The sequence below is a fragment of the Synergistetes bacterium HGW-Synergistetes-1 genome, from assembly GCA_002839185.1.
Classification (GTDB): domain Bacteria; phylum Synergistota; class Synergistia; order Synergistales; family Synergistaceae; genus Caenicola.
Genome location: PGXO01000008.1, coordinates 53,786 through 70,084, shown reverse-complemented (window position 1 = coordinate 70,084; position 16,299 = coordinate 53,786). Strand labels below are relative to the sequence as shown.

Genomic DNA, 16,299 nt, shown 5'->3' with positions numbered 1-16,299 from the left:
TATACTTTCAGCTGTTATTTAAGAATCAGAGGAACTATATATAACAGAGCTGCTGCCGCACATGCGATTCCAACAATGGTTTTCCAAATGCGATATTCCTTATCCATTTTTGCCTTTTCTTCAGGGGCCGGGTCATCGTGTGCCATTATCAGCTTGCTGAGTTCTTCGTCACCGCTGTCTCCGTATTTCCTGCGACAGATGAAGAAGATGATCAGACCAAGTGCGCACCAGACGATGCCTGTCCAAAGGGCTTCGGAATTAAGCTGTGTCATCATTATGAGATATATGATGATACTTACCGGGACACCTATTTCAATGAACGGAGTTCTGTAAGGACGCGCCATATCAGGTTTTTTCTTTCTCAGTCCATAGGCCGCCGCGATGCCTATCACATAGTAGAACAGATCAGCGAAGAGGCTCAGAGAAGCTATATATATCATGGAATTGGTTGTTATCAGCAGAACTGTAAGTACGCCCAGCACAATGATGGAGATATGCGGTGTCTGAAATTTAGGATGAACTTTGGCGAAAATGCGAGGCATGGCCCCGTCGCGTGCCATTGTGAACAGATAACGGGGAGGCACTGCTATGCTGGCATTCAGCGTTGAAAAATCTCCTCCGAAAGCAATGCCTGCTGCAAGCAGGGCAAGAGGAAAACCAAGTATTCCCGCCTTGATCATTGCGTCAGCATATGGAGCCGAGGCTTCGGCAATGGCAGGTAAAGTGTCCTCAGGGACTATTCCGACAAGGAACCACTGGAATGTGGCGTTTACTGCAAATACTATAAATGGAGAAAGAAAAAGTGCCCGCGGAATATTGATATGAGGGTACTTGATCTCTTCACCCATAGCGCAGCAGGTCTCAAATCCTGCAAAACACCACCATATCAGAGCTACATTGCCAATAAAACTTTTAGGGGAAAAATCGACGAAATCAGGTATTTTTACAAAATTGCCAAGATGCACATTTGGCAGCATCATCACGAACCATATAAGTGCAACGCCCCAGAAGAAAAACATGAATCCGTTCTGTAGGCGTCCGGTCATTTCTACGCCGCGGATGTTTGTAAACATAAATATAATAACAGCAATGCTTGCTATTACAACATCACTGACAGGAAGTTCGATACCAAAAGCACTGAAAAGAGTCTTAAAATAAAAACTGAAAGCCAGCGCTTCACCGCTGGTTACAGAGACCAGTGAAATTATGAAATTCCATCCTGCGAGCATGCCGAAGGGTTTGCCAAGACCGACAGAAGCGTATTTGTATGTACCTCCTGCATACGGCAGGGCCGCACCCATCTCTGCGTAGAGCAATGCGGGATATATACTGATCAGCATAGCAACAAATGTTGCCAGTATCACCGATGTGCCCATAAGGCCGACTACGTTGGCACCAACAGTGAACAACCCGACACCTATTACTGTTCCTACTGTAATGGTAACAGCTTCACGCATACCGAAACTGCGTTTCAATATTTTGTTCTCATTCACAAAAATGCACTCCCTGTTTTGAATTTTTCAGGCGCCTGAAATATATATGTTTTAACCTTTCGATATAGGTCCGGGTCAATAGAGAATTTTGTCAAAAACTGTAAAAAGGTTGAGCCCACTCAATGTTTACAGTATACTGTGGGATAGTCCGAACAGGGGTATGATATCGAAGGGGAAGATAAATATATGCGCATAGGTCAGGTCTCCAATAAATATCACATATCAACAGACAATATTTATTACTATATAAGCTACGGTCTTATTGTTCCCCCTAAAAATACAGGCGGTCAATATGTCTTTGATGATAATACGCTTAAGGAGCTTGAGTTTGTTCTTGATTTGAAAAACCTTGACTTTTCACTCAAGGTCATTCATCAGATTATTTCCCTGTACAGAGTTTCCAATCTTGCAGACAAACAGGATGTGGATGACCTGAAAAACATATACAGACATCAGATAGAAGCGCTGAGAAAAAACAAAATCCGGCTTGAGCAAGCCCAGACTTCGCTGGAAAAGAAAATTGCCGATCTGGATATTCATATGATGGACAGTTCATCCGATATAGGACTCCCTCTCTCCATGCTTCGCTGTATTTGCTGCCCCGTCTGCCATAAAGAGCTGATGCTCAGCAATGTACACATGAACCAGAAATATATATTTAATGGTGATCTAAGCTGCCATTGCGGCTATCATGCTCATATCGCCGACGGGATACTGCATACACCGAACATCAATAGAAGTAAACATGATAAGCCGGACCTTGTGCGTGAACTTTATAAAGATCTGCCTCCGGACCTGATAAGCCTATTTCAGCGTTCATATAACTGTATGACCGAAAAATTGCTGAATGCAGAGCCGTCCGGCAAGGTACTGCTTGAAACCTATGTCAATGCGTGGTTCTTCCTGCACAACCACCAGCATATCCTGCCTAAAGATACTATGATAATTGTGATCGATAAATTTCCGGAAACTTTGCGTGTTTACAAAGATCTGATCGAAAGGCAGAAATGCGGGTTAGACATCCTTTACATTGCCGACGCCGGACTGGAACCGCCGCTTAAACCGCATACAGTTGATATAAACATAGATTTCTTCGCGCTTAACGAGCATAATTTCTACCACCATACTTTCTGGCTGGATCACCTTTCCCCGTATCTGAAAAAGGCTGCTCTTGCGCTGGGAACGTATTTTTATTTCGAGCACGGGCATAAATCTATGCAAACCCTGCTGAAAGAATATCCCGAATCGTATACAAATAATTTCAGCAAACAGTATTTTCTGAAAAGCATAAGAAGCGGTTTTGATATTCTTGATTCAGAAGAACTTGGTTATACTACTGATTCAGGCGAAAACCTTGGTTTTTCTTTCCACATAAAAGGGGAGAAGATGCACCTATTTTCTTATCTGGCACGGAAAACAGACTGATATACTGTTTGTTTTTATTAACAGGGATGAAATATATTATCTGTAATGTTACGCATATCGCCCATTACTGGAATTTATTTGTTATTGCCTGGTGCCCTGTAATCTCCACCAGATGGTATCTCTCTCATCGTATTTCTTGTTTGCGTCTGTTAAAATTAATATCAGCTCTGGTAAAGAGGTGCACATATGAAAATAGAAAGTGAACGGTTTATACTGAGAACACTTCGTGAAACAGATCTTGAAGATTTCCTTTCCTGCAGAGCTGATGAAAATGTTGCAAGGTATCAATATTGGGAACCTTACACCAGTGGGCAGGCTGTTGAATATATTAACAAACACAAGGATTCTAAGCCGGGGGTGCCTGGTGAGTGGTTTCAGCTTGGAATTGTCGATAAAACGTCCGGCCGTCTTATAGGTGATTGCGCGATTCTTTTAATTTATGACGAACCAGGCAATGCGGAGGTCGGATGTAATGTTTCTGTTTCTTATCAGAAAAACAGGGTTGCAGATGAAGCCCTGAGGTGTTTGTTCGATTATGCTTTTGAGAATTTAAATGTACGCAGGATCTCCGCTGTTGCTGATGTAGAAAATACTGCATGCATCAGGCTGCTGGAGGGGCTTTGCATGAAGAAAGACAAAAGTTCAGTCAGGAGTTTATGGTTCAAGGGCAAGTGGGGGTGTGAGCTTACGTATTTTATGCTGAAAGAAGACTGGATGGCTTTACGCGAGATACGGCAATAGATCTGACAGACTTAATGCCCGAATGTCCGGCTGATATACTGAAGAGGTTTACTGCAACAAATGATACGGGAGAAAAGAGTACATGAAAACCTGCAATGTAGAGTTTTTATACCTAAGACAAAATAGAAAATTACATCAGCCCATAAGAAAAAACTCAAACTAAGAAATGCGGAACCAGTAATAGGATAGCCGAAAGAAGGCCATTGTATGGAAGGGAACTGCCTGAAGGGAAGAATCGGTGATGAAATAAACGCCTGATGACATCCTGTGGCATCAACCTGAAAAAACTGCTGGAATCGTTCCGGGCTTTTTTGTTTCAACTGATAACAAGCTTTATTTTCGTCGATTTGGGGCTGGACGATAAAAATCAGGCAGGACAATTCGGGCTTACTTGATCGTTTGGCTGTTTTTCAGTGATGACTATAATAATGAGCAGGGCAAAGAAACTCAGCCTTCATTCTTTATGTATAGAGATCATGACAAGCCATACCACATTGATTATTGTTTCTGTAACAAAGACCTGATAAAAAAATACGATATTGGTCTGGCTCGTAAATGGCTTGAATTAAGCGATCATATGCCTATTATTTTGGATCTGGCACTATAAAATGTATTCCTCTGTCAAACTTTAAAAACACTCAGATTTTTAGAACAAAACTTTGAAATGATAAGAATGTGTAGTTCAGATGTTATTTCTTGATAAATTTTCATGTATGGTAATCTGATCCTAAGCAGCCCTCACTGTAAAGTTTTTGCAAACTTCAAATCTTATCTCAAAGCATCTATCAACGCTTTTTCGACAGCGGAAAGGAAGGATTCTCCATTAATAAGTCTGGTTACCAACGCCTCTAGATCCCGCGATGAACATATTAACTCTCCTGTCATCAGTGAGCTTTGTCACCATGTTGTTTATAATCCTTTCTGCAAGAAGCGCTGTTAACCTTATTTAGTTTATAGAGCAGGTATTTTTGAAATGATAAAAGGCGTCTTTGCATACTTTGGCAGAAGATTTTTCTGTCTTTATCTCAATAAAGAGATTTCGGTTATTTAAAACCAGATTGAAAAGCTTTTGAAAAAATTCTTACAGCAGGAACCTTTATCGGTTTATACGTGCCAGGTTTTTTAAATGCAATACAGAGTTTAAATCTGCGAAAGAAAGTATCTACGGTATCAGAAATCTCAAAGTTATAATTGAGGTGTTTGTGACATTTTTATAGCATATCCGTTTGGTGTCATTTTAGCGTGGCAACTAAATTGCGCCCAAAACAGGCCGTATGCTGTTGTTTTTACTGGTCATTATCGAATCATGAAGGTGCGGTCACGATTCCTGGGTTATTTGGCATTGCTGACTAATTCCGAACAAGGTGTTTTAACGTATATTTCAACCATATGGCTTCTTACAAATCCGTATTTTCTTAAGTCATTCAGGAATTCGTTCATTCGGTCTTTTGAATTAAAAGCTGTCTCAATAAAAAAATCCAGTTCACCGTAGATAGACCAAAACTGGATCACCTCAGGAGTAGATTTGAGAAACAGGTTAATCGCATCGTCCATTTTTTTAGATCCAGCCAATTCGGTATTGTATTTGAGAGTAAACATAACATGTAACGTTCTGCCAAGCGCATTTGTATTGATATCGGCGTGATAGCCGGAGATGATATCTGATCCTTCCATTCGCAGGATACGATCCCTAATAGCAGGAAGGCTCATAGCAACAGTTTTACTGATTTCTGAAAATGTCGCCCGCGCATCCCGCTGCAGTTCAGCAATTATTTTCCAATCCGTCGAATCCAGTTCAATTTTTTTGTTGGCCATTTCCTTCACCTCTTCTGCTAAGGATAACACTGCTTGGATTGTCAAATCAAGGAGACTGATAAGAGTTTGAGAGGGGAATATACTTGATGCTGTTCTCGTTGCTCCCGCTCTTCCAACGGTTATTTGGGTGAATAAAACATATTTGCATCCCTGACGCCTTTTAGAAGATAAATCCGTTAAATTTCTTTTTAATAACATCTTCCTTGGTATCAATACTTTTGCCGGACTGTATCTGCTGTTTATAATCTATTTGAAGCCTAAATCTGTCAATTTTTTTGACTTTAAATAAGAATAAAGTAAAACCTGTTTTATGCATAAAAACTATAGCTGATTTAAGTTCATTCCCTGCTTTTTTGTATGTAAGTATTTCATTGCTTATGTAAAAATATTTAGAAGCGGTCATGACGCTCATATCACAGCATTATTACTTGATTGTTTCATTAGTTTATTTTGCGCCGTACGTACGGTTGGATGTTGTTTTTAAACTGAAGTGTTTATTAAAATCGACAGGAGGCCGGTGCTATGAGAGCAATGGAAAAATTTTTCGATGGAAAAGTTCCATTTTTTTTCGGAGATAAATGGTTTTTGTACAATGAGATAGAAAAAAAATGGGAGATTCAGGGATGGAGCAAGTCGATAAAGAATAAAGCAAACAGAATGAACAACTGCCTTATTCTGACACTGACAGCAACGCTACTTCTTACACTGTTTTATGTTAACAAATTTTAGTAAATATTTGAACACTCTGACAGGTATAAGCGAGTTACTTAATTCCTTGCTCGGAAAATATGGGGGAGAGAAGGGATGGACAAAACCTTTGACTGTTGTTGTGCTGTAAGGTATTGCAGCACGGACAAGTGTATATTAAATGATCAAAAAGGCGGCAGCCGCGCGCAGCCGCCTTTTGTTAAGTTAGATAAATAGCGCTCATTTTTTCGAGCATTTTGTGCAGTTCTTCGTGTTTTCCGAGCCCGATCACTTCTTCTTCGAGTTCCTCAAAACGATCATAAAGTTTCTCCTGAACTTCCTCAGTAAGCACCTTATCTGCCATTTGGAAGAGGACATCATTCTCTTTTAGGATGTGTTCATCCAGGAGCTCGATGTAGGCCTTCATGTTGTTTGAGAGCTCCATAGCCCGGGAGTTATCTGCAGCTTCAAAGTTTATAAGGTTTCGGCTTATGTTGCGGGTGTACTCCCTTCCCTGTTCGTGTTCGGCAAGCATTACGCCGATAGGGCCACCTGTTTTGGGTATTCCGGCCTCTTCAAGAATCGGAAAGAGTATCTCTTCTTCTTTGGCGTGGTGACAGCGATCAACGAAGACCCTAAGGAAATCTGTCATATTGTCCAGATCCTGACGCTGAACTTTTAGTCCTGATCTTATCCTGGCAGAGATGGCTTCCATAATTCGCATCATGAGCTTCACTGCCTCATGTTCATGTTTCAGTGCCTCAGTAGCTTTCATGAAAATCCTCCTCCAAACATTAAAAATTGTTCAACATTGCACTTAAGATTTTAACCGAGAAATGTTGACCTGTATATCGGTTGTGGAGAGGTTAAGTAGAACCCCAAAAAAGGCCAAAAAATGAAATGTAACATTTCAGTCAAATATTAATAATATTTTCACTGATCCAACAAAGGTCAGCCTGACATCAAAATTCAAAAAATGGGATAAGTGAGACTAATGCTGTATAGTTCGCTTATCGGAGATAGTATTAATGTCGGATGCGTTTACAGCGATCAGCATCAAACCCTTATTGAGGTGTTTGGTCATTGCCTCTCTCGCTTTTACGGGCTTTCTTTGTAGAATACAGCTGATTATTTCTTCCTGATCCTGGATAAGTTCTGATATGTCTACAGGCGACATATCATCAAATTTTGATCTTTGTGCTGCAATTTCAGCTTGGATCGAAGAAAGAAGCCTTACAACAAAAGAGTTTTTTGCAAGCTTTACTATCGTGTCATGAAATAAATAATGTACCCTGTCTTGTTCCTGCATAGTATCACTTCTGCTTTTTTGTGCAATGACCAAGATATGCTTTAGTTCCTCCATCTCATCATCAGTAGCTCTTTCAGCGGCCCAATAAGCGCTCTGTGCTTCCAATAGTGCCCTGATTTCAGTTATTTCAAATAAACTTGCATCCCTGTACCCGTCTTCAATCAATTCAGAAGAAAGAATATATCTGACAGCATCTTTAGAAAGAAAGGTTCCCTGTCCCGGTCTGGATTCGAGTATGTTCATGTTATTGAGAGTTTTTATCGCCTCTCTTACAGAATTTCTGCTGACAGAAAAAGAGTCAGCCAGCTCTTTTTCACTGGGAACTCTTTCTCCGGGTTGCCATAATCCATTTTTTATCGCCGTTATTATTTCTAATAGTATCGTCTGTGAAAGAGTTTTTCTCATAACGGGCCTTAGCAATGTTATTTCTCCTCTCAAAGTTGGACCTTTATCGTTACCATTTTAAACTGGATCTCCTCTTTATGACAACATTTATCAAAATAAATCAGATGGCGTAATCAGAAAATTCAGAAAGAGTTGTTGACATATTAAAAATAGATGTATATTATAATTGTAGGATATTTAAACAGGTATGTACAATTTGGGATTTACTGTTTTATCTTGTTAAATTACTGCCGTAAATCATGTAAAAAGTAATAAGAGATTATTTGTTTCGGAACTAAAAAAAGATATTCGGGAGGTAGAAGAGATGCCGTGTAAACTTATCAACGCAGAAATGGTAAAAGAGCTGCTGACGATGAAAGATACTGTCGCAGCGTGTGAAGATGCTTTTGACGGATGGGGCAAAGGTGAGGTTATCTGTCCCACCAAAATAACTTTGGAACTTGGTGAAGATGCAGAATGGCCTCCTTATAAAAATGGCCTCAATGCAATGCCTGCGTATATTCATAGCAAAAAAAGTGCAGGCATCAAATGCGTAGGAGGATCTTTGAACAATCCTTCATGGGGGCTGCCGTACATAATTGCCCTAATTTTGTTATTTGATCCGGAAACAGGGATTTTTAGATGTATTGTTGACGGAGAGCAGATAACTAATTACAGGACCGGAGCACAGGCTGCTGTTGCCGCAAAATACATATCCGGCAGGAAGAAAATCAAGTTGGGCATTTATGGAGCAGGGGCTCAGGGCAGGACGCAGTTAATGGCTTTCGCAGAGGTATTCGATATTGAAAAAGTTGTCATTTATGACATCAACCCTGAAGCCGTAAAGAAATATATTGATGAGATGTCAAAGGTCGTCAAGACAGAAATTTGTGCAGCTGCATCAGCGGAAGATGTACCAAAAGAGGCAGACATAGTAGTTTCGGTAACTCATGGAAGGAACAAGTTCATCAAAAGCTCCTGGATCAAACCGGGCCAGATAGTTTTCCCTATGGGGTCATTTACTGAGTGTGAAGATGAACTTCTTCTGTGTGCGGATAAAGTATTTGTTGATTCTATAGGCCAAACAATGCATAGGGGTGCACTGAAAAGCGTGGTTGATCAGGGCAAATTTAAGCAGGAAATGATAACCGGAACTATTGGGGAAGTCGTCTGTGGAAAGATAGACGGAAAGGTCAAGAACAACGAAAGGATAGTATGTATCCCAATCGGTACCGGAGCAATGGATGTTGCGGTTGCAACAGCAGTTTTTGAAAAAGCAACGAAACTGAATATGTTTGACCAGTATGTTTTCAATAAAGATGTTGAAATAGAACCCAAACGCTAATTATTTGTTTTAGGTCTGTCGGTATTTTGCAAAAAGGGCTGACAGGCCTTCACTATATTATTTTTTAAATAAAAGAAAGAGGTGAAACAAAATGACAAAGTTTAAATTTAGGATCCCGCACACATACATACTGATTTCCTTTTTGATCATTCTTGCCGCAATAGGAACTTACACGATCCCTGCAGGCGAGTTCGAACGAATGAAAGATGAAAAAACAGGCAGAACCCTTGTTGTGCCGGGGACCTTCCACAGTGTTGAACAAAAACCGGTGGGTGTCTTTGATACTTTTATGTCTTTGCCAAAAGGTCTGGATGCAGCAAGCGAAATTATATTTTTTGTTTTGATGGTTGGCGCGGTCTTTCAGGTGATCAACGCGACAGGTACTATTAACCGTTCTATAAACAGATCTGTTGAAAAGCTGAAGGGCAGAGAGCATATTTTAGTTCCTGCCACAATGCTCGTGATAGCTGCCGGAGGAGCGACATTTGGAATGGCTGAAGAATCTCTTGTTTTTATTCCATTGGCTGTCGCTATGGCAAAAGGCGTTGGATATGACGCTGTAGTAGGTGTAGCTATGATATATCTGGGTGCTTATGTCGGATATACTGCCGGTCCGATGAATCCATTTAATACTGGCATCGCACAGGGAATAGCCGAATTGCCCTTATTCTCGGGAATGGGCTTTAGATTTGGATGTATGGCATTGTTCTACGTCCTTGTCTGGTGGTGGATAATGCGCTATGCCAAAAAAATCAAGATGGATCCCACTAAAAGTGTAGTATATGGACTCAGTTCATCTGCATCGAAGGAAGATATAATTCTTAATTCCGAAGAGAAACTTTCAGGGAAAGATATGGCTATACTCGCGGTGGTACTGATTGGATTCGCATTTCTTGCTTGGGGTGTAATCAAAAAAGGTTACTATCTCCAGGAAATAATCACGATCTTCATCATGATGGGTATTTGCTGTGGTTTGATCGGCCGTCTTAAGGTCGACGAAATTGCAGAGAATTTCGTACTTGGAGCAAAGGACATGGTCTTTGCTGCAATTTGCATAGGCCTTGCAAGAGCTATCGTTGTAATACTAAGCGAAGGAAATATTATGGATTCTGTCATCAATGGTCTGGCGGTGGTAGTGAGTTGGCTGCCAGCAAGTCTTTCTGCAATAGGTATGCTTTTGGTCCAGACCGCTCTTAACTTTATTTTTGCTTCAGGTTCAGGTCAGGCTGCGACGACTATGCCTATCCTTGCACCTCTGGGAGACATACTTGGAGTTACAAGACAGGTGTCTGTGCTTGCTTTCCAGTTCGGCGACGGGATCACAAACGCGATCTCCCCGATACAGCCCGTGCTCATGGCAGCAATAGGACTTGCGGGAGTACCCTACGAGAAATGGGCAAAATTTGTGTGGCCGTTGATGGTAATGTGGAGTGTTCTTGCAGCCGGGATTCTGATTTTTGCGACGGTTATTAACCTCGGGCCATTTTAAGCACAAAGCTTTTTGGAGTTGACCATCCAGGCTGGATAAGAATATTCGTCAAATGGCTCCCCGTCCAATCAATTTATCCGGGGAGCCATTTTGAAAATAGCTTTAGGAGGTGCGGTGTATGAAAATTGCAGTACTTGGAGCTGGAAACGGTGCACATGCTATCGCCGGTGACATGGTTCTTAGAGGCCATGAAGTGAGAATTTGGGAAAATCCTTCTTTTGCTGTTAATTTAAACCATATCATAAGAAACAACAAATCCATAAAATTAAAAGGACAAGTGCATGGCAGCGCTAAGCTCTCAGTAGTATCAACTGACCCTAAAGAGGTGATTTGCGGAGCGGACATAATCTACTGCGTAATGCCTTCATTTGGACAGGAATCCGCTTTTGAATTCGTTTTACCGTTTATTGAAGAGGGACAAAAAATTGTTATTATGCCCGGCAATTTTGGTTCGATATCTCTATATATGAAATTAAAAAAAAGAGGCATTGCGGATAAGGTCCTAATAGGAGAATCTGACACCATACCTTATGCTACCCGTCTTCAGGTTGACAAAAGTTCGCTTGTCTTTGGAATCAAGGAAAGTATGTGGATTTCTGCTATACCGGGTAATCGTACAAGTGACCTGATAAGGGAGATCAAAGATGTTTTCCCCATAGGATTGAATCCTTTGCCGGATGTGATCTCAGTCGCACTTGCAAACACAAACATGATCCTTCACTGTCCGACTATGATAATGAATACAGGCAGGATCGAAAGCGGACAGAGATTCCGTTTTTATAACGATGGTATGACAGGATCGGTATGCAGAGTTATGGAAATGATGGATGCTGAACGCCTGGCAGTCGGCAAAGCCTGGGGATATGACCTTATTTCAGAATACGAGGACGCTGTTTCAAATTATAATTTGGACAGGACGAAGCATAGCAACCTTCATGAGATATTTGCAGATCATCCTGTGTACGGAAACCATGGTGCGGACTCCCCGACTTCCATGACTTTCAGATACCTGTCAGAGGACGTTCCATTCCTTCTTCTGCCGCTTTCAGAGATGGCTATGCTGGCAAATATTCCTGTCCCGACAGTAGATTCAGTTATACAGCTTGCTCAGGTGATCAACGATACTGATTACAGGAAAAATGGCAGAGGTTTTGATGTTTTGGGTTTGAAGGGACTTTCTTACGAGGAAATTAAAAAGATAGTTTCAGGTGAATGACACGATCTAATAATAATTTGTGCGGAGAAGGTGTTAATAATGGCAACGGAGGCAAAATTTGTTTTTCGGGATCAGTTGAGCACCATGGCAAAAGAACGGCTTGAGCCATCTGAAATAGGTGAGATGATCAAATTAACTATCGAAAATGATGCAATATCATTCACAGCCGGAGAGCCTTCTGCTGATATATACCCACTCGCCGAACTAAAAGAGGCATTCAAAAATGTTTTTGATGAAACATCCCTTCTTGCATACTACAAGGATGATTTTGGCCTGATCGAACTTAGGGATTGGATAGCTGCCCGGATGCTTGTTGATGGCATCGCTCCCGGATGGGTGAGCAGTGAAAACATTCTTCTTACAAATGGAGCGGGTGAAGCGATCCAGCTTGTTTCTGAGGCGCTAATAGATCCCGGCAGTGTAGTTCTTGTAGAGTCACCGACATACACTGAGTCGCTCCTGACTTTTCGCAAACAGGGGGCACAGTGTTTATCGGTGCCATCTGATGATGAAGGTATAGTTCCTGAAGCCCTTGAAGATATCCTATCCAAGCGCAGTGTTCGTTTTTTATACACTATACCTAACTTTCAAAATCCAAGCGGCCGTACAGCTTCCCTTGAAAGAAGGAAAAAGATACTTGAGGTCGCAGAAAAATTTGATGTCCCTATATTGGAAGACGACCCATACCACTACCTTAGTTACGACAGAGTAACCCCGGACTCATACCTTAAACTTGCAGGAGAAGACAAAAGAGTTATACATACCAACAGTTTTTCTAAAACGGTCGCTCCGGGAATGCGCTGCGGTTGGGCGGTAATTCCAGGTTCGCTGATAAAGCAGATGAATGCGTTAAGAGTGAGTGCCGGGCTTACAAGAGCTGCAATAGTACAAAAAGGGCTGGTAAATTATCTTCAATCCATTGATTTTAATGAAAGGGTAAACTTCTTGTGTGATACATACAGGGTCCGCAGAAATGGAATGATGAAAGCTATAGCGGATCATCTTGATCCGCTGGGGATAAAAACTAATTATCCCTCAGGAGGATTTTTTGTATGGGCAGAAGTTCCCTTTATTGATGACGTTAAGTCTTTTGCAAGGTTTGCTGTTGTAGAAAAAAAGATTGGAATAATCCCCGGCAGTGCTTTTTTTACACAGGATGAAGCACATAAGGGCAATAACAGCTTCCGCATCTCTTTTGCAAAAGTGTCTCCTGATGTTGCAAAAGATGGTGTGTTACGTCTTGCGGATGCATTTGACAGTTATTCCTCCAATCGTCTGTGATTTGTAGAAGAACCAGTTTCACTCAAATGTTGGGAGGTGTAATTTCTTGGATCTGATAGTTAAAATAATCAACGCAGTTACTTGGGAAAGCATGCTAATGATCTTTATAGGTATGCTCTTAATGTATCTCGCTATAAAAAAAGATTTCGAACCGTGTCTGTTGCTCCCAATGGGATTCGGTACTATTTTGGCAAACCTTCCCCTTTCTTCTGCGATCGACCAGATGGTAGGAGCGGAAGTAGTAGAAGGCGGACTTTCAATGTTGTTCAGGCTGGGTATCTCTACGGAGATATTTCCATTGTTGATATTTATTGCAGTTGGGGCTATGTGTGATTTTGCTCCTCTTATCTCTAATCCCAAGGTCTTTTTGTTTGGCCTTACTGCCCAGATGGGAATATTCCTGACAATGGGGCTGGCGATGATACTGGGATTCGACGTTTTCGAAGCTGCATCGATAGGTATCATAGGGGCTGCAGACGGCCCTACATCGATCTATGTTTCATCGCGTTTCGCCCCCCATCTTCTTGGTCCAATATCTGTGGCTGCATATACATATATGGCATTGGTCCCTCTTATACAGCCTCCTGTAATAATGGCCATCACAACAAAAAAAGAACGAATGACCAAGATGCCTCCCTCTTTTAAAGTTGTAACCAAAAGAGGTCTAATATTGTTTCCCATTGCTGTAACCATAATTGGCGGACTGATTGCTCCGGCGTCAATTTCCTTACTTGGCTTTTTGATGTTCGGGAATCTTCTTCGTGTGAGTGGAGTCACTGAAAGGCTGTCTCAGGCAGCTCAAAACGAGTTGGCAAATATTGTAACTATACTCCTTGGCTTTTCGATCTCGGCAACGATGACCGCTGAAAAATTTGTTAATGTCAGCACCCTTGCAATTATTGTAATGGGACTGGTCGCGTTTGTTCTTGATACAGTTGGAGGAGTTTTTACGGCAAAGTTAGTAAATATTTTTTTGCCTGAAGGTAAAAAAATAAATCCAATGATTGGTGCAGCAGGTATTTCAGCTTTTCCAATGTCTGCCAGAACTATACAGAAAATGGGTCAAAAAGCAGACCCTTCAAATTTTCTCCTCATGCATGCTGTAGGAGCGAATGTTGCAGGTCAGATAGGATCAGTTCTAGCAGGCGGGGTACTTTTGGCATATTTGGGAGGATAAAAAATATACCTAGTAAACACGAACTGCCGAGTAATACTCGGCAGTTCGTGTTTGTGTTATTTGCTCTTGCTATACCTTTATCCCAATATAAAATTAGGCAGCCATAGAGCGAGTGGAGGGTAGTATGTCACAGCAATAAGTGTCGGCATCCATGCAAATAGGATAAATTTTAAGGTCGTTGGTAGCATGTCAATTACATCAGTTTTCAGAACTCCTGAACCGAAATAGAGGCATGGTGCCGTTGGAGGAGAGAGAAGACCTATTCCAATGTTTACTCCGATAATTGCAGCAAAATGAATTGGGTCAACACCGAACTCTTGTAATATTGGTATAAATATTGGAGAACAGAGAAGTATGGCACTTGTGTCGTCCATTATCATGCCAATAACAAGAAGAATAATGTTTGTACCCAACAGAATAACATTCTTGTTGGTAGAGAAATTTTTGATAATATCTGTGATCATTCCTGGAAGATCTTCCATTATATATATTCTGCTTAACATCATAATACAGAAGATCATGACCATAATAACGCCAGTTTGCGACGCAGTTTCAATAAGTGTTTCCACTAAGTCTTTTATAGTAAGTTTTTTATAAACAAAAAAACCTACAGGGATAGAGTAGATAACTGCAACAGCTGCAGCTTCCGTGGGAGTGAAATACCCACCGTATATTCCTCCAAGTACCATTATTGGCATTAGTAGGGCGGGAACTGCAGATACAGTTCGTTTTTGTGACATTTTGATGAATTCTTCCCAACTCATTGGGTCTCTTGTCTTTATGTTTGGGTTATTCCTTAATATAAAATAACTTGTTAATGAAAGTAAAAACATAAGCATGATCCCAGGTCCCACGGTCGCAAGGAAGCATGCCAGAAGAGATTGCCTTCCAGACCATGAATAAAGAATCATGTGAGCACTTGGTGGTATCAAGAGTCCAAGAGGAGCTGCACATGTAATAAGGGCCGCTGTGAAACCCTTGTCATATCCGGCTTCATCAAAGCGAGGTTTCATTATTGAACCAATGCAGGAAAGAGTTGCAAGACTGCTTCCTGCTATGGATCCAAAAGCCCCGGATGCGACTACAGCAACAACTGCAAGCCCGCATTTTACTTTCCCTACAAAGATATCAACAAACTCAACGAGACACTTTCCTATTCCGCTTTTATTCATCAAGAGCCCAACTGCAATGAAAAGGGGTACACAAATCAACACAAGAGAGTTGAGGATGCCATATCCATAGGTCAGAAGAAAACTGCTCTTGTATCCCAAAGATACCAATAAATAAAGCGTTGCGCCGAGGAAAGCGTACTGGATATATACTCCGAGCAAAAGCCCGAATATTATAATTCCTACTGCTATAAGGACAGATGTCATAATCACTTACTTCCTTTCCCAATAATTCTCAGGTATGAATCAATATCTCTTAGAGTGTACACAAGAAGATAGAAACTCATTAATGTGAAACCTATTAAAATTGACATTTGAGGGAAGAGGAAAGGTATGCTCCATGATGAAGTTACGGCTTGGGTTTCTATGGATCTAAGGATCATGTTCAGAGCGAATACATTGAAAATTATGTTTATTCCTGTCTGGAATATTCCGGCGGCCACTTTCATAAGCGCCTGAATGTGTGTGCTGAACAACCTGGCAAGTATGTCTGCTTTGACGTGTGTGCCATCGTACATTGCGTAAGACGCGCCGATGAAATACATCCAAAAGGAATCTATCAGGACTATTTCATCGTAACCAAATACATCTGCATGCAAAACATATCTAGCAAAAATAACTGTGCCCAATATTGAAAGCATTATAATTGATGTCCAAAGCATAATTACTCGTTGTATCCATATCAATAACGACCATAATTTTGATTTCATTATTGAAGTGATCATATTTGAAAGTCCATTCACGGTTATGCTCCTCTCGCCTAAGTGT

At 41.1% G+C, this 16,299-nt stretch carries 16 protein-coding genes; 9 read left to right on the top strand and 7 right to left on the bottom strand.

Annotated elements, in window-relative coordinates; translation table 11 throughout:
* Positions 1 to 14: 14 nt before the first annotated feature.
* Positions 15 to 1,457 carry an amino acid permease gene (locus CVV54_07955; protein PKL04066.1) on the bottom strand — a complete coding sequence of 481 codons (1,443 nt, stop codon included), beginning with the start codon at positions 1,455 to 1,457 and terminating at the stop codon, positions 15 to 17.
* Between the two features lie 222 nt (positions 1,458 to 1,679).
* Between CVV54_07955 and CVV54_07950 the strand changes: the two genes are divergently transcribed.
* The 3 genes from CVV54_07950 to CVV54_07940 all read left to right on the top strand — a co-directional run bounded on the left by CVV54_07950 (position 1,680) and on the right by CVV54_07940 (position 4,266).
* Positions 1,680 to 2,918, top strand: coding sequence for a hypothetical protein (locus tag CVV54_07950; protein ID PKL04026.1), 1,239 nt, complete (start codon positions 1,680 to 1,682; stop codon positions 2,916 to 2,918).
* A gap of 186 nt (positions 2,919 to 3,104) precedes the next feature.
* A complete protein-coding gene (locus CVV54_07945) occupies positions 3,105 to 3,659 on the top strand; it encodes a GNAT family N-acetyltransferase (protein PKL04025.1) in 555 nt (184 codons plus the stop codon).
* Positions 3,660 to 4,050: 391 nt separating this feature from the next.
* Positions 4,051 to 4,266: a hypothetical protein gene (locus CVV54_07940; GenBank protein PKL04024.1), complete on the top strand. Its 216-nt coding sequence runs from the start codon at positions 4,051 to 4,053 to the stop codon at positions 4,264 to 4,266.
* A gap of 725 nt (positions 4,267 to 4,991) precedes the next feature.
* Here CVV54_07940 and CVV54_07935 read toward each other — a convergent pair.
* Entirely contained in the window at positions 4,992 to 5,474 is a 483-nt protein-coding gene (locus CVV54_07935) for an Lrp/AsnC family transcriptional regulator (protein ID PKL04023.1), read from the bottom strand.
* 160 nt (positions 5,475 to 5,634) lie between these two features.
* Positions 5,635 to 5,886 (bottom strand): hypothetical protein, encoded by a 252-nt coding sequence (locus CVV54_07930; protein ID PKL04022.1) that lies wholly within the window; start codon positions 5,884 to 5,886, stop codon positions 5,635 to 5,637.
* Between the two features lie 110 nt (positions 5,887 to 5,996).
* Here CVV54_07930 and CVV54_07925 point away from each other — a divergent pair, with 110 nt between their 5' ends.
* On the top strand, positions 5,997 to 6,203 hold the full coding sequence (locus CVV54_07925) for a hypothetical protein (protein PKL04021.1): 207 nt from the start codon (positions 5,997 to 5,999) through the stop codon (positions 6,201 to 6,203).
* Positions 6,204 to 6,381: 178 nt separating this feature from the next.
* Here CVV54_07925 and CVV54_07920 read toward each other — a convergent pair whose 3' ends face one another.
* Both CVV54_07920 and CVV54_07915 read right to left on the bottom strand, forming a co-directional pair.
* Positions 6,382 to 6,936 carry a hemerythrin gene (locus CVV54_07920; GenBank protein ID PKL04020.1) on the bottom strand — a complete coding sequence of 185 codons (555 nt, stop codon included), beginning with the start codon at positions 6,934 to 6,936 and terminating at the stop codon, positions 6,382 to 6,384.
* A gap of 216 nt (positions 6,937 to 7,152) precedes the next feature.
* Positions 7,153 to 7,890 (bottom strand): hypothetical protein, encoded by a 738-nt coding sequence (locus CVV54_07915; protein ID PKL04019.1) that lies wholly within the window; start codon positions 7,888 to 7,890, stop codon positions 7,153 to 7,155.
* 289 nt (positions 7,891 to 8,179) lie between these two features.
* Here CVV54_07915 and CVV54_07910 point away from each other — a divergent pair, with 289 nt between their 5' ends.
* From CVV54_07910 to CVV54_07890, 5 genes are all read left to right on the top strand, one after another.
* The gene (locus CVV54_07910; GenBank protein PKL04018.1) at positions 8,180 to 9,199 is read left to right on the top strand and encodes an alanine dehydrogenase; all 1,020 of its coding nucleotides are present in this window, start codon (positions 8,180 to 8,182) and stop codon (positions 9,197 to 9,199) included.
* A gap of 91 nt (positions 9,200 to 9,290) precedes the next feature.
* Entirely contained in the window at positions 9,291 to 10,688 is a 1,398-nt protein-coding gene (locus CVV54_07905) for a C4-dicarboxylate ABC transporter permease (GenBank protein PKL04017.1), read from the top strand.
* A gap of 118 nt (positions 10,689 to 10,806) precedes the next feature.
* Positions 10,807 to 11,904, top strand: a complete 1,098-nt coding sequence (locus CVV54_07900) for a hypothetical protein (GenBank protein PKL04016.1) — start codon at positions 10,807 to 10,809, stop codon at positions 11,902 to 11,904.
* Between the two features lie 39 nt (positions 11,905 to 11,943).
* Positions 11,944 to 13,185, top strand: a complete 1,242-nt coding sequence (locus tag CVV54_07895; GenBank protein PKL04015.1) for a PLP-dependent aminotransferase family protein — start codon at positions 11,944 to 11,946, stop codon at positions 13,183 to 13,185.
* A gap of 91 nt (positions 13,186 to 13,276) precedes the next feature.
* The gene (locus CVV54_07890) at positions 13,277 to 14,362 is read left to right on the top strand and encodes a glutaconyl-CoA decarboxylase subunit beta (GenBank protein PKL04065.1); all 1,086 of its coding nucleotides are present in this window, start codon (positions 13,277 to 13,279) and stop codon (positions 14,360 to 14,362) included.
* A gap of 77 nt (positions 14,363 to 14,439) precedes the next feature.
* Here the strand turns inward: CVV54_07890 and CVV54_07885 are convergent, their stop codons facing one another.
* Positions 14,440 to 15,738 carry a TRAP transporter large permease gene (locus CVV54_07885; GenBank protein ID PKL04014.1) on the bottom strand — a complete coding sequence of 433 codons (1,299 nt, stop codon included), beginning with the start codon at positions 15,736 to 15,738 and terminating at the stop codon, positions 14,440 to 14,442.
* Between the two features lie 2 nt (positions 15,739 to 15,740).
* Positions 15,741 to 16,274: a hypothetical protein gene (locus tag CVV54_07880; GenBank protein ID PKL04013.1), complete on the bottom strand. Its 534-nt coding sequence runs from the start codon at positions 16,272 to 16,274 to the stop codon at positions 15,741 to 15,743.
* Positions 16,275 to 16,299: the final 25 nt, after the last annotated feature.

Excerpts from the sequence above, each read along its gene's own strand:
- CVV54_07955 (PKL04066.1), bottom strand. The coding sequence starts at position 1,457 with ATGCGTGAAGCTGTTACCATTACAGTAGGAACAGTAATAGGTGTCGGG.
- CVV54_07950 (PKL04026.1), top strand. The coding sequence starts at position 1,680 with ATGCGCATAGGTCAGGTCTCCAATAAATATCACATATCAACAGACAAT.
- CVV54_07945 (PKL04025.1), top strand. The coding sequence starts at position 3,105 with ATGAAAATAGAAAGTGAACGGTTTATACTGAGAACACTTCGTGAAACA.
- CVV54_07935 (PKL04023.1), bottom strand. The coding sequence starts at position 5,474 with ATGGCCAACAAAAAAATTGAACTGGATTCGACGGATTGGAAAATAATT.
- CVV54_07930 (PKL04022.1), bottom strand. The coding sequence starts at position 5,886 with ATGAGCGTCATGACCGCTTCTAAATATTTTTACATAAGCAATGAAATA.
- CVV54_07925 (PKL04021.1), top strand. The coding sequence starts at position 5,997 with ATGAGAGCAATGGAAAAATTTTTCGATGGAAAAGTTCCATTTTTTTTC.
- CVV54_07920 (PKL04020.1), bottom strand. The coding sequence starts at position 6,936 with ATGAAAGCTACTGAGGCACTGAAACATGAACATGAGGCAGTGAAGCTC.
- CVV54_07910 (PKL04018.1), top strand. The coding sequence starts at position 8,180 with ATGCCGTGTAAACTTATCAACGCAGAAATGGTAAAAGAGCTGCTGACG.
- CVV54_07905 (PKL04017.1), top strand. The coding sequence starts at position 9,291 with ATGACAAAGTTTAAATTTAGGATCCCGCACACATACATACTGATTTCC.
- CVV54_07900 (PKL04016.1), top strand. The coding sequence starts at position 10,807 with ATGAAAATTGCAGTACTTGGAGCTGGAAACGGTGCACATGCTATCGCC.
- CVV54_07895 (PKL04015.1), top strand. The coding sequence starts at position 11,944 with ATGGCAACGGAGGCAAAATTTGTTTTTCGGGATCAGTTGAGCACCATG.
- CVV54_07890 (PKL04065.1), top strand. The coding sequence starts at position 13,277 with ATGCTAATGATCTTTATAGGTATGCTCTTAATGTATCTCGCTATAAAA.
- CVV54_07885 (PKL04014.1), bottom strand. The coding sequence starts at position 15,738 with ATGACATCTGTCCTTATAGCAGTAGGAATTATAATATTCGGGCTTTTG.